The organism is Streptomyces sp. 2A115 (assembly GCF_052245575.1).
Lineage (GTDB): Bacteria > Actinomycetota > Actinomycetes > Streptomycetales > Streptomycetaceae > Streptomyces.
Window position 1 is genome coordinate 77,783 of sequence record NZ_JBQQCG010000030.1, and the last position, 12,504, is coordinate 90,286.

13 protein-coding genes and 1 pseudogene are annotated in these 12,504 nt (G+C 68.5%); 4 read left to right on the forward strand and 10 right to left on the reverse strand.

Annotated features, from left to right (window positions below; all coding sequences use genetic code 11):
* Positions 1-2 precede the first annotated feature (2 nt).
* From ACTWQR_RS25455 to ACTWQR_RS25485, 7 genes are all read right to left on the reverse strand, one after another.
* Positions 3-1,493 (reverse strand): FG-GAP-like repeat-containing protein, encoded by a 1,491-nt coding sequence (locus ACTWQR_RS25455; protein ID WP_443229475.1) that lies wholly within the window; start codon positions 1,491-1,493, stop codon positions 3-5.
* Between the two features lie 166 nt (positions 1,494-1,659).
* Complete coding sequence (locus ACTWQR_RS25460) at positions 1,660-5,097, reverse strand: NACHT domain-containing protein (RefSeq protein ID WP_443229476.1); 3,438 nt, start codon at positions 5,095-5,097, stop codon at positions 1,660-1,662.
* A gap of 116 nt (positions 5,098-5,213) precedes the next feature.
* Positions 5,214-6,017 carry an endonuclease I family protein gene (locus tag ACTWQR_RS25465; RefSeq protein WP_443229477.1) on the reverse strand — a complete coding sequence of 268 codons (804 nt, stop codon included), beginning with the start codon at positions 6,015-6,017 and terminating at the stop codon, positions 5,214-5,216.
* Positions 6,018-6,254: 237 nt separating this feature from the next.
* Complete coding sequence (locus tag ACTWQR_RS25470; protein WP_443229478.1) at positions 6,255-6,539, reverse strand: hypothetical protein; 285 nt, start codon at positions 6,537-6,539, stop codon at positions 6,255-6,257.
* A 260-nt stretch (positions 6,540-6,799) separates the two neighbouring features.
* Positions 6,800-7,408: a hypothetical protein gene (locus tag ACTWQR_RS25475; RefSeq protein ID WP_443229479.1), complete on the reverse strand. Its 609-nt coding sequence runs from the start codon at positions 7,406-7,408 to the stop codon at positions 6,800-6,802.
* Positions 7,409-7,564: 156 nt separating this feature from the next.
* Positions 7,565-7,786, reverse strand: a complete 222-nt coding sequence (locus tag ACTWQR_RS25480; RefSeq protein WP_443229480.1) for a DUF397 domain-containing protein — start codon at positions 7,784-7,786, stop codon at positions 7,565-7,567.
* Entirely contained in the window at positions 7,779-8,573 is a 795-nt protein-coding gene (locus tag ACTWQR_RS25485; RefSeq protein WP_443229481.1) for a helix-turn-helix domain-containing protein, read from the reverse strand. The genes ACTWQR_RS25480 and ACTWQR_RS25485 overlap by 8 nt, the downstream gene beginning before the upstream one ends.
* Before the next feature lie 163 nt (positions 8,574-8,736).
* Between ACTWQR_RS25485 and ACTWQR_RS25490 the strand changes: the two genes are divergently transcribed.
* The 4 genes from ACTWQR_RS25490 to ACTWQR_RS25505 all read left to right on the forward strand — a co-directional run bounded on the left by ACTWQR_RS25490 (position 8,737) and on the right by ACTWQR_RS25505 (position 11,077).
* Positions 8,737-9,054, forward strand: coding sequence for a hypothetical protein (locus tag ACTWQR_RS25490; RefSeq protein WP_443229482.1), 318 nt, complete (start codon positions 8,737-8,739; stop codon positions 9,052-9,054).
* Positions 9,051-9,422, forward strand: coding sequence for a hypothetical protein (locus tag ACTWQR_RS25495; protein ID WP_443229483.1), 372 nt, complete (start codon positions 9,051-9,053; stop codon positions 9,420-9,422). Before ACTWQR_RS25490 ends, ACTWQR_RS25495 begins: the two co-directional genes overlap by 4 nt.
* A gap of 267 nt (positions 9,423-9,689) precedes the next feature.
* Positions 9,690-10,556 carry a serine hydrolase gene (locus tag ACTWQR_RS25500; protein ID WP_443229523.1) on the forward strand — a complete coding sequence of 289 codons (867 nt, stop codon included), beginning with the start codon at positions 9,690-9,692 and terminating at the stop codon, positions 10,554-10,556.
* On the forward strand, positions 10,553-11,077 hold the full coding sequence (locus tag ACTWQR_RS25505; protein ID WP_443229484.1) for an AAA family ATPase: 525 nt from the start codon (positions 10,553-10,555) through the stop codon (positions 11,075-11,077). Before ACTWQR_RS25500 ends, ACTWQR_RS25505 begins: the two co-directional genes overlap by 4 nt.
* Before the next feature lie 124 nt (positions 11,078-11,201).
* On the opposite strand, the pseudogene ACTWQR_RS25510 reads toward ACTWQR_RS25505, so the two are convergent.
* The 3 genes and pseudogenes from ACTWQR_RS25510 to ACTWQR_RS25520 all read right to left on the reverse strand — a co-directional run.
* Positions 11,202-11,288, reverse strand: a pseudogene (locus ACTWQR_RS25510) (transcriptional regulator); the annotation flags it as partial.
* A gap of 77 nt (positions 11,289-11,365) precedes the next feature.
* On the reverse strand, positions 11,366-11,536 hold the full coding sequence (locus tag ACTWQR_RS25515) for a hypothetical protein (protein ID WP_443229485.1): 171 nt from the start codon (positions 11,534-11,536) through the stop codon (positions 11,366-11,368).
* Positions 11,537-11,571: 35 nt separating this feature from the next.
* Entirely contained in the window at positions 11,572-11,928 is a 357-nt protein-coding gene (locus ACTWQR_RS25520; RefSeq protein ID WP_443229486.1) for a PRC-barrel domain-containing protein, read from the reverse strand.
* Positions 11,929-12,504: the final 576 nt, after the last annotated feature.

Genomic DNA, 12,504 nt, shown 5'->3' on the forward strand with positions numbered 1-12,504 from the left:
GGTCACCGCAGGGACGAGCCGAACAGCGCGTTCGTGAAGGGGGCCGACAGGGTCTTCGGGCCGAAGGCGAAGGCCGACTTGGTGTAGAGGCCGGTCGATGTGCCGCGCAGGACCCAGACCGCGCCGTTGTTGGCGTTCTCGGCCGTGGAGGCGGCGGCGAGGTCGAGGCGGCCGTTGCCGTTGACGTCCAGGAGGGTCGCGGTGACGCCGAAGCGGTCGTTCGTCTCGGCGACTCCGGGCATCCCGGCGGTGTTCTGGTGGAAGACCTGGGCTCCGGTGCCGGTGACGCCGGAGGCGCTGCCGTGGACCAGAGCGACCGAGCCGGTGTCGGCGATCGTGCCGACGTCCTCGCCCGGTATGCCCAGGGCGATGTCGGCGTAGCCGTCACCCTCGACGTCGGCGACCGAGACCGCGGCGCCGAGTTCGTCGCCCTCCTCCTCCACGCCCGGGAATCCGGCCAGGTCCTGGTCGAAGGTCTGAACGCGGTCCCGGGACAGGCCGGAGGCCGAGCCGAGCGCGACCTCCACCTTGCCGGCCCAGCTGTTGCCGGCCACCACGTCGTCGAACCCGTCACCGTTCACGTCCCCGACGCCGGTGCCCGTGCCGGTCGCCGAGGCCTCTCCGGGGGCCCAGCCGTTGGTGAAGCCCGTGCTGCCGCCGCCGAGCAGCAGACGGTTGGCCCAGACGCCGTCACCGGCATACCGCCACAGGACGAGGTCGTCCTTGCCGTCGCCGTTGACGTCGCCGACCTGGCCGGACCTGATGGGACCGCTGATCGAGTCGCCGTCCTCCTGGCAGCGGTCGTTGGTGGCGCAGGTCGCGCCGTCGGTGTCGTGGCCCCACCACAGGGACTTGTCCAGGATGGGCAGGGTGGCGGTCGGCTTTCCGTCACGCGAGACCGGGCCCTTCCACACGGTGGCCGCGCCGCTCGGCGGGTCGTCGCCCGCGACTTGCTGCTGGGCGAACAGGGTGAGGTCCGCCTTGCCGTCACCGTCGAAGTCACCGACCTGGGGAGCCTCCCCGTACCCGGCGATGTTCGTGCCGCCGGTGAGCCCGGATGCGGAGCCCCACACGATGACGGAGCCCGCCTTGCCGCCCGCGATCACGAGGTCGCCGTAGCCGTCGGCGTCCAGGTCGCCCTTGGTGAAGGTCGACCCGAACCGCTGGCTCGCGGTGGCCGAGCCGGGAACCCCGCTGGTGGACCGGCTGATGAGCTTCTTCTTCGATGCGGAGAGCCCGCTGGAGGAGCCGTACATGACGGCCACGTAGCCGGCCTTGGCCTGGCTCGAGACCGTGGCGCCCGGGGCACCGACGACCAGGTCGGCGTAACCGTCACCGTTGAAGTCGTCCTGGGCCTCCACCGACCCGGTGGCGGCGGCCTGGGCCGAGGCCCCGGTGAGGGCCCAGGCGCCGGCGCCGCCGGCCAGCAGCGCCGCTGCGGCCAGAGGCGCGGTCAGCCGCGCGGAGCGGGTTCTGCGTCGTGCTCGGGACATGCGTGAGGCCTTTCGAGTCGGTCCACTTCCGCGCGGCGGTGCGCCACGTTCATGGAGTGAGACTCGGAATGGGCGCCACCGGTTGTACGCCCGAATGTCATCGGTTGGTAACCATGACGCTGAACTTCCCATCCATCACGGGGCGGCCCTTGGCCGCCGGTCCGGCTCAGCTGCGGACGAGGAGCAGCACTTCACTGGGCGTCAGGACGCCGTCCGCCCGGTCCTGGAGAACGGTGGTGCCGAGAGCCACCGCCCGGCTGTGCGCGACGACATCCGCGCTGTCCAACCGATCCCCGAGGGCGCTGAGTGTGAGGGCGCCGAGCCGCAGCGCCGCCGCGGTGACGGGGTGCGGCCCGTCGGTCTGCGACTGCAGCCCACTGCCCAGTGCCGCCACCTGGACCGCCAGGTGCTGCGCCAGAGGCCGCCATCCGGCGGTGCCGATCTCGGTGAGCCCGGCACATGCGTCGGCCACGGCCGACGGCAGCAGCGTGAGGTGTTCCCACAGTTCCTCGGGGGGAACCACGACGGGAGCGGTGTCGTCGCCGAGGCGCACGCCGTACCGCTCCAGTAGCGCCACCAGGACAGCGCGCGGCTTGCCGTGCTCGAGCGATCCGTCCAGATGCGCGGCCAGCCGCAGAGCCAGTGAGATCACGGCGCCCGGCGCGAGGGCGAGGACAGGCCCGCGCAGCGGATCGAGAACGGTCGGCACCTCTCCGGGCTCGGGGACGGGGCTGAACAGTTCCGCCGTGTCGGGCACCGTCCACGTGCTGCTGTCCTGTGGCGCCGGCGCGCGGAAGCCGAGGGCCTCCTCCACGTCCAGCCCCAGGTCGTAGCCGTGCTCGGTGTCCAGAATCGAATCGAGCAGGTGAGCGGCGCCGCCCCCAACGGCCCGCCCCGTGCCCCGGTCCAACTGGCCGCTCAGTCCGCGGGCTGCGGTCAGCGCCAGCGCCAGATCCAGTGCGTCGGCGAGAAGGCGGGCGCGTTCGCGGGCGTCGGCAACGTGCTCGGACGGCTGGATGCCACCGTGGTGCGCGGCATCCCGCTCCACCGCGTTGACAAAGTCGTGTGTGACGGCGTGGGCGAAGTAGAGGTCCGTGTCCTTGCCGCTGTGGACAGCGGCGGCCAGTGCGCTGATCATCCCGGTGAGCAGTGTGCCCGCACGCTCGAAGTCCCGCTCGCGTGTGAAGGAGCGGGCCAGCGCGCGGGCTGCGTCGACGAGCACGCGCACGTCACCGCTGTTCGTCGACTCGAAGTGGTCGCGGAGTCGGGAGGCGACGGCGCCGAGGTCGCCGCTGTCGCGTTCGACGACTGCGCGGCAGAGCTGATCGACACGGTCCAAGGCCCGGCGCAGTGCTCGTGCGTTCGCATGGACGACGGTGCAACCGATCGCCGCGAGAAGGGACGGTACGGCGGTGCGGTCCTGCCGAAGCCTGTCGCGGACCCGTTCGCCGCTCACCGACCATGGGCAGCTCTGGCCGTCGCGGATCCACAGCTCGGGCGGGGGCGGCGCCGCCCCCGCCGGATCGTCGCTGCTCCACACCTTGTGGCTCGTGACGCCGATGACATGCTGTGCTGCCGGATCGTCCAGTTCCGCCCGGCTGGGCAGGCGGTAGACGGAGCTCCCGGTGACCAGGCCGTTCACCCACGGGACGAAGACGCGGGCCGCGTTCGCGGTGATGCCGACAGCGGCACCGCCCGCCGTCTGGCGCGCGGCGGCGCAGTGCGCGCTCGCTTCGGGAAACTCCTCAGCGAAGAGCTGGAACACCTCGCGGGACACCGGGCAGTCGCACAGGAAGACGTCGTCGGTCAACCTGACGGCGGGCCGCAGCGAACGGCTCACAGTGATGGCCGTCATGAGCCTGCGGTGCCCCGAGCCGGGTGGAGACTGCAGCGCCCTCCTCCGGAACTCCTCCAGATCCCGGCGGACCTGCGGCCGGACGGTGACCGCCTCATCCAGACAGTCGAAGGCGAGCGCCAGTGCGTGGGCGCCGCCCTCGGCCAGACACGCCTCGATGACCGAGCTGGGATCGGAGAACGCCGCCCACAGCAGAATGACCTCACGCCACCACGGATCGGTCACCGCATCGACGAGTGTGCGGTCAAGGCGGTGCGCCCGTACGTGCATGGCCGCCAAGTGCTCCTGAAAGGTCTGGTGGGCGAAGGAGTAGACCTGGATGTCACGCTCCACCAGCAGGCCGCTGGTCACGATGGACTCGAGGAACGCCTGGGGGTCACGGCCCTCGTCGATCCGGCTCAGCGCCGTCCGTGTCAGCTCCTCCGCCCGGTCCGCGGGAATGTCGCGGATGTGCTCGACCATCATCGCGTAGGCGAGCTCGCAGAGGACCAGTTCCTTCTGCTGGCCACTCAACTCCGCTGCCTCGTCGGGCGGTTCGAGCCCCTTGGCCTCCTGCCTGCGGAAGAGAAGAACCTGGGAGATCTCGGCGTACAGCTCGCTCCGGCTGCCGGGCAGTGCCCGGCGGTAGCGGTGCACATTGGCGATCATCGTGAGCAGCAGCGGGTTGGACGCCAGGTCATAGAGCATGGGCCGGGCCCGCAGGCGCTCCAGGAGGTCGGCTGCCCGTCCCGCGGCGATCTGCCGTACGCCTTCGTCGGCCAGCCCGGTGCTGATCTGCTCGATGGACCGGTACCAGCCGTGCAGGAAGCGAGAGATCTGCTCTCCGGTGAAGCGCCGCACCTGCAGGGTCTGCGCGCCAGTGAGGGAACGGTTCTGATAACCGTGCGGCCGCGACGTGATGATCCAGTCATTGCGTGGATAGCGGGTGATCTGCTGCTCCACCCAGTCGACCATCAGATGCCGGTCACGCGTCCTGGCGACTTCATCGAGACCGTCGAGCATGATGACGCAGTGCCCCTGGTCGAGGCGGTCCTCGAACCAGCCCGGTGGTTCCGTCGACTGCAGTCCGCCCAGTGTGCCGCGAATCCTGTCCGCCAGCGTGACGTCGGGATCGGCCACGACCGCAGCGGCGTGGCGGCGCAGGAAGAGGAAGACCGGCAGGGTCCGGGGGCAGTCCCTGCTGCGGCGGCGTCGGGGCGCGAGCCGCACCGCGGTGTACTCCAGCAGCGTCGTCTTTCCCGTGCCGGGTGCGCCCGTGATGGCGAGGACGACTGGTTCCGGTGAGGAGAGCAGGGTCTCCAGGGAAGCGCGTGCGGGAGCCGGCTGCGGTGGTCCGGTCAGGGTGCTCTCCGAGACCTTGTGCAGCGGGCTGGGCAGGAGGCTCACGTCCACGAAGACCTCGCGCAACAGGGGGGTCTGGTCGCCTTGGGTGGCAAGTCCCTTGAGGTCGGTGAAGCGGTGCCCGAACTGGACGAACTGCCGGTAGCGGCGCTCGAAGCGTGACAGTCTGCCGCGAACCAGCCGGTCCAGGTGGTCCGCGGCGCGCGCGGCCCACCTGGCGTGCAGTTCACCGAACACCTTGCCGGTGAAGCCCACGACCAGCACGAGGAGTTCGTAGCCGACCAGCAGCACCGCACTGAGCACCGGCCGGTCGGCGATGCCGTCCCGCAGCTGAAGCACGATCGCTGCGGGCGGCACTATGGCCAGAGCCGCCAGGCCCGCTCGTGCCAGTAACTGACTCCCTGCCACGGATGGCCTCCCTGCCCCCGGGCTGCTGTCGCAACCTCGCCTCCGTCGGGCGCCATGGTGCCATCCCGTGCGGCGCCGTTACCGGGAAATCGGCTGGGGCTCAGAGATCGCGGTGCTTACCAGATCGCCTCGACCCACTCCGGGTGGTCGATGAACGGGTTGCGGTTCTTCTGGTAGGTGTCGTAGATGACCTGGTTGCGCCTCTCCTCGAAGGCGCTCGGCGGGTCCTGCTCGTTCCACTGCTTCAGGACGGAGAGGCGGCCGTGGTAGGGGACGCTGCCGTTGGTGACCGCGTCGTTGGGCTCCAGGTCGGCCCAGGCGTCGTCGCCCTCGTAGCGGACGGCCATGTAGAGGATCATGCGGGCCACGTCGCCCTTGACGGCGTTGCGGGGTTCGAAGGAGTTCGAGTCGGTGTAGCTGCCGGGGGCGCCGCTGACCGCGCTGCCGCCGTTGTCGAAGTCCTTGTTGCCGCGGGTGCTGTTGACCTGTACGTCTTCGGGGCGCAGGTGGTGCAGGTCGGTGCCGGGGCCGGCCGAGGTGCCGAAGCTGCCGTGGGACTGGGCCCAGACGTGCTCACGGTTCCAGTCGCCCACGTCGCCGCCGTTGAGGGACTTGCTGCGGGACTGGCCGCCGTACAGCAGGATCACGTTGCCGCTGTTGTTCGGGTCCTGGTCGGTGACCTTCAGCGCTTCCCAGACCGCCGAGTACGAGAGCTTGGTCTGGGGGGTGATGATCGTGTGGAGGGAGGACTTCAGGCTTGTGCCGGTCTTGCCTATCGCGTTCTTGTAGTACGTGCTGTCGTACGCGGTGGTCGTGGCGCTCGCGGGAGTCGCGGCGACCGTCGGAAGGGTGAGGCCGACGAGGACGGCGGATATGGTCGCCGCCAGCGCCTTCCATCTGCCTATCTGCGCAACGGACATGGGGGTGCCCTTTCCCGGGGACGGCACGCGCCGGAACGCGGCATCCTGCTCAACTGTGCCGTGTTCTACGCGTGTTGACTTTTCGGTCAAGCGGGAGCGTGACATGGGCGGGGGGTCGGCCGTGTAACCGGGACGAGGCGTTTGTGTGACGTTCTCGCATACGACGCAACCCCTGGCCGTTCCCAGGTCAGGGGCTGTGCCGCGCGAGGGTTTTCCCCAATTGGCGGAGGGTTTGCCCTAATTGACGTCCGAGGTGTCCGGGCGGTAGAGCGCCTGGGTGTTCTGCGCCGCCTGCGTGCCGGAGGCCTCGGAGCTGTCGGAGCCGCCCATGCCGCCGCCTCCGCCCATGCCTCCGCCCATGCCTCCGCCGCCGAGCGTGATGTAGTGCGGCTCGCCCTTCTTCGCGAGCTCCTTCCGCTCGGCGAGAGTCATCGCCTTGTCGGTGCCGGACCAGCCCCACATGGAGATGACGGGCTGCTCGCTGCTGGTGATCATCTGGGCGGCGCTCTGCGAACTCGACACCGCCACCGGCCACTTGGCGCCGTCCCCGGTGCTCCTTCAGGTAGGCGATCATCTCGCTGTCGGCACCGCGGCCGAAGCCGCCCATGCCGCCTGCCATGCCGCCCGTACCGCCGGGGCGGGTGGCGCCGCCCTGCTCGCCGGAGGTGCCGTTCGGGGGTGTGCCGGTCTTGCCGCCACCGGACAGCTGACCACTCGGGGTGCCACTGGGCGGCGTACTCCCCGTCCGACTCAGCGGTGGACGGCCGTCATTCAGTGGAAGGTCATGCAGTGGGAGACCAGCGGGAGAGCAGATCACGCAGCAGTTCGGTGAAGGCACCGTCCAGTGTGTCCTCCCAATGCTGGTCGCCGACGGCTTCGGGGCAGAGGGCGGCGGGGCGGGCGATCCAGAGGATCTTCCACGTCCTGGAGTTCAGTGCGAGGTCGCCCCAGATCCCGCCGCGCGGGACGAGCGGGTGGAGCAGATCGCTGAGCTGCTCCGTCACGACCTGTACCAGTGGGCCCTCGATCGCTGTGTGCGCGGCCGTGAGTGCCGTGGGGGAGGACCGGGCGACGGCGGCCGTGGTCGGATGGCGGCGGACGAGGCGCACCACGTGTGACAGGTGGTCGCTGATCCCTTGGACGGTGCCGTCGCTGGGGCAGGCGCGGTGCGCCTCGTGAAAGGCGTGCGCGAGTTCGGATTTGAGCGCGAGCAGGTGCAGTGCGGAGGCGGACTTCCAGTTGGCGTAGAGGAAGTTGCGTGACGTGCCACAGCTGCGGGCGATGGCGGCGAGGGACACGTCCAGTCCGTCGGCGCGCATCAGCGTGCGTACGGTGGCGATCACCTGACCTGTGCTGTGCGGGTTGCGCTCGTACGCGAATCGCCGGCTCATGACCCCTATCGTGCGAAAAGCGTGAACACGGAGGGGGAGGAATGTCCTTTGGGCACTCAAACGAGCGGTGTTTGAACGCGGTGGGGGGGAAGTGTTCACGCTTTGGCTATGGGTAGTGGTCCGCTGGGCGGGGGCGGGTCGGTCCGAAGCGCCCACTCAGGCGGGCAACTTACCGCCCTTGACGGCCGTGACGAACGATGACCAACCGGCTGGAGGGAAGACCACGGCAGGGCCGTTCGGAATCTTGGAGTCCCGGACGGGGATGCCCGACGGGTACCCGTCCAGCACCTCGACGCAACTGCCCGCGTCGTTCGCACTGTAGGACGACTTGCGCCAGCCGTTGAGCGGGGCGGCGTTCGATATCGTGCGCTCAGTCATGGTGTTCGTATTCCTTCGCTGTCGCCCTCAGCAGGGCGAGTGACTCCTTGAGTGGCAGTGCGTCGCTCAGGGCGAGATCGTAAGCGCCCTGGAGTTGTTCGACCATGCCCGGGGCATCGTGGATCTTGCCCACGCGCATGCCCTCGGTGTACGCCACTGGCGGCTGGTCCTCGAACCACATCAGCGTCAGCATGCTCTGCAGGAGTGGATGAGCACCCAAGCCGAACGGCAGCACGTGCGCACGTACGCGGTTGTCCTCGACCAGGCGGACGATGTGCATGATCTGCTCCGTCATGACATCTCGGCCACCGATCGGGCGCCGAAGCACTGCCTCATCCAACAGCGCCCAGACTACGGGCCCCACCGGTTCGGTGAGGATCTTCGCGCGCTCAAGCCGCGTGACGACGACCTTGTCACACTCGTCTTCACTCCATGGTGGGAAGGCGGTACGTAGGACCGCACGCATGTACCTCTCCGTCTGGAGGATGCCAGGCACCAGGGAGAACGCGAACTCGCGGATCATGGTGGCTTGTTGCTCAAGTTGCCGTGCCACTTCGAAGTGATCGGCGACCACCGTGTCGTCCTGCGGCAGGAAGCTACTGAGTACGTTCCCCGTGTTCAGAGCCTTGTCCAGACGGCGCGCGTCCTCCTTGGAGGGGATGCGGCGACCCGCCTCGATGTGCGCGATATGTGAGCGAGTCATGATCGCCTCGTCGGCCAACTCCTTCTGCGTGAGTCCTGACGCCTCGCGCTGCGCCTTGAGCCAGTCGCCGTAATTGCTGCTCATCGTCAACTCCCTTGCGACAAACGCCTGGTCACACCCCACCCTCTGGCGAGCCTAGCCCGCCCCGTCTCACTCTGTGAGCGGATCGCTACACAAAGCGATACCCCCGCGACCGTACGACCGGTCCGGGGGCGTGGCCATCAACCAACCCAAGGAAGTTGACGACATGAGTCACCGTATCGCCCGCCTCCTCGAGCCGCTGCTACGGATCTTGCTCCCCGGTTCAGGACGCCATCGCCTGGCAGTCACCGTTCCGGCGCACGACGCTCTGGCGCCCTCGTACTTCCATGAGCAGACCGCCCGTCACCCCGACTCCCGCCCCTTGCGCGGCGAGGACAACGCGATGGTCCGCCCGTATCTCGTCGCCCATGAGAGGCGCGAGGAAGCGCGGCGGCAGCGTGCCCGCCGACGCGCCCTCTGGCTCGCCGTGCACGGCGTCGACATCGGACCGCGGCACATCCACGGTGTGGAGGTGACCGCGTGACCGGCGGCCGAACAGAAGCGGCGCGACTGCTCCCGTGGGCCGGCCCGGAAGGCAAGCCCTGTTACCTCGTGACCGACGGGACCGGGTACGTCTCCCGCGTGGCCGACAACATCGAAAGTGTGCAGCTCGGTATGTCCGTCGAACTCCTCGACCACGCCGCCGACATGCTCGCCGACCACAAGGCCACCGGCCCGCAACTCCGCTTCCTGGCCGCCCGCATGGCGGAGGCGCTGCGGGACGTGCACCGCATCGCGGAGAGCCGGGGCGCCCGACTTCCGCTGACCGCCTACGACGATCCGGAGGCCGAAATCCCTGTCCCCGGACCGCTGACCGGCGCAACGGATTCATCGGACTCATCGGACTCGTGATCCGTCGGTCGTGGGCCGGTGTGGCCCTGAAGTCGTGGAGGACCACCGCCGGATGGCATGGCCCGCGCCACGGTGACCCCACTCCGCAATCCCCACTCCCAACTCCCGTTCATGGAACACGTGTACAACCTTCAACCGTCTCGGTGAGTCAGGAGAGGCGAGGGTGCGCCGGCGTGCACCCGTATGTACTCGAGGGAATGGGAAAGCTCTGTGACTCACCGGATATCCCGGCGTGCCCGCGTGCTCTGTGCGAGCCTCGGCGCCGGGATGCTCGTACCGTTCGCCGTGGCCGCGACGCCCGCCGCGGCCGCCACCACACCGCAGGTCAGCTGTACGTCCGCCAAGGCGGGCCTGGCCGGGAAGCTTCAGCAGCACATCACCGCGGCGCTCGCGAACCGCAAGGGCACGGTCGCCGTCGGTCTGCACGACCGCAGCACGAACACCACATGCACCCTGAGATCGACCAAGGCCTACGACTCGGCCAGCATCGTCAAGGTGACCGTGCTCGCGACGCTCCTCTGGGACGCGAAGAAGCACAACCGCCTCCTGACCCAGCGTGAGTCCGACCTCGCCACCGCCATGATCACCAAGTCGGACAACGCGGCGACCACCAAGCTCTGGAGGCAGCTGGGCGTCTCCAAGGTGAAGGGCTTCCTCACCGCCGCGGGCATGACCCAGACCAAGCCCGGCGCGGACGGCTACTGGGGTCTCACCCAGATCACCGTCCGGGACGAACAGAGACTCCTCGCCCTCCTCACCGCCAGGAACTCGGTTCTGAGCGACAACTCCCGTGCGTACACACTGAAGTTGATGGGCAAGGTCATCTCCTCGCAACGCTGGGGCACACCGGCGGGAGCGCCCTCCTCCGTGTCGGTCCACGTCAAGAACGGCTGGCTGTCCCGCTCCACGCACGGCTGGCGCGTCCACAGCGTCGGCACGTTCAAGGGCGGCGGCCGCGACTACACGATCTCGATCCTGACCCACGGCAACAGCACGATGAACTACGGCGTCACCACGATCCAGACCGTGGCCCGGGCGATCCACAAGGACCTGGTGCCAACCACCGCGAGTACGCGGAGATACACGCCGACGAGCACGCCCAAGGAGGCGTTCCCGGCGGTGCCGACCGCATGATCATCTGGCTGAACGGCGCCTTCGGCGTCGGCAAGACCTCGACCGCGAAAGAGCTCACCTCCCTCCTCCCGGACTCCACACTGTTCGACGCCGAGCAGGTCGGCTACATGCTGCTGCACATCCTGGGAAAGCCCCGGCGCGACTTCCAGGACCTCCCACCGTGGCGCGGCCTGGTCGTGGAAACCGCGCGCCAGGTCCTGGACCACGTGGGCGGCACGCTGATCGTCCCCCAGACCGTGCTGGAGAAGTCCTACTGGCGGGAGATCCGCACGGGCCTGGCCGAAGCGGGCATCCCCTTACGCCACTTGCTCCTCGACACCGACCACGACACCCTGGTCGAGCGCATCCAGAACGACATGGACCCGGAGAGCATCGGCGCCCTGCAGTGGCGGCTCGACCATCTGGCCGACTACCAGCGCGCTCTGCCCTGGCTCAACCGGGAGGCCGAGGTCGTCGACACCACCTACGTGTCCCGGGCCCGGGTCGCGAAACTCGTGGCGGGGCTGGTCCAGAGCGGCTGAGTGTTCGGCAGGCGGCTCAGGCCGCCCGCGGACACGGCACGCTCGGGTCCGCGGACAGAGCGGCCTTGAGCTGGCTGGTCGTCCAGCGAGCCGAAGAACCAGGCCTTCCAGCTCTCGGCGCCGCTTGACGCAGCACCGCTTCGTCAAGCAGCGCCCACACTACGGGGGTTACGGGGTCGACGAGGATCTTCGCGCGCTCAAGCCGTGTGACGCCGCATCCTCCGCTTCGCTGTTCCTGGGCGTGGACTTGCCGTGAGGTGAGAGTCCGGCGACGATCGTCTTCCTTTGTCACCGGAGGGGACGTCGTTTTGCACGCCGGGACACTCGGGCGGCGGCGAAGGCCACACTGGCCACGAGGACCACGATGCCGATGATCAGCAGATAGCCCAGGCCCTCGGCTGCCACGCCGATGATGCCCAGGATGACGGCAATGAGGACGAGCAGCAGGAAGAGCGCCATGGCTCGGACACCTCCCTTGGACTGGGCGCGGTCGCTCAGCGGCGTGCGAGTTGCCGTTCGCCGCCCGCGCCCGGCTGGTAGGCCATGCCGTAGTAATGGAAGATCGCTTCCTCGTGCTCGGCGGGAAGAACGTCATCCGTGCCGATCGAAGGAGCGTTTCTCACCAGGCTCTTGGCGTAGGGCACCTTGAGATAGCCCGGCCCCAAGAGCACCTCATCGAGGGGGACGAAGACCAGACGGTGCCGGGTGGGCAATCCGGTCCGGACGGTGGCCGCCGCCGGTTCATCGGTGGTGGTGTCCACGTAGACCGCTTCGAGCACGCCGATCTTGTGCCCCTTCGGATCGACGACATCCTGGTTGCGCCATTCACGGATATCGGCTGCCTGGATCATGCCGCCTCCTTCCTGAGCGGGGCACCGGTCCGTGTCGGCCCCACGGAATATCGCGTCCGGGCATCCGGATCGGCAGCCCTGGGACTTTCCAGTCTGCGAGCTCTCTGTCCACGAGGTCCGCGAGGCGAGTGTTGAAGCATCTCTTGTTGTCGTGCTGACGGCCAAGGCAACGACTCCGGCGTATACACGCCGGAGTCGCCCTTCCGGGCGGTTGCACGTGAGAGTGAACCAACCCGCGTTCAATATTACTACGGTCAGTGCGGCTCGGACATACTCGTGTGTTGCATCAACCAGTACTCTTCTTAGGCCTCCGTGCGTCGAATGTCTTGGCGTAGCAGCGTGACCATGACAGGCGTGTATCCCGTAACGTGTGTCGATCACTCTTACGCTGCACGCAAGATCGCTAATCGGGTTCGCTCCTGGTGGCGCACCTAAAACGGTTCCTTCGGTGGCCTCACGCCGGGACCTGTGTGATCTTCCGGTGGTGCGTCTCCATTCCGCCAGTAGTGCCTGGCTGTCTCCGATGGGCAGAATCGCCCTGTGGTGAATTTGCCCCTCGCCCGCCCGGGCAAGCAA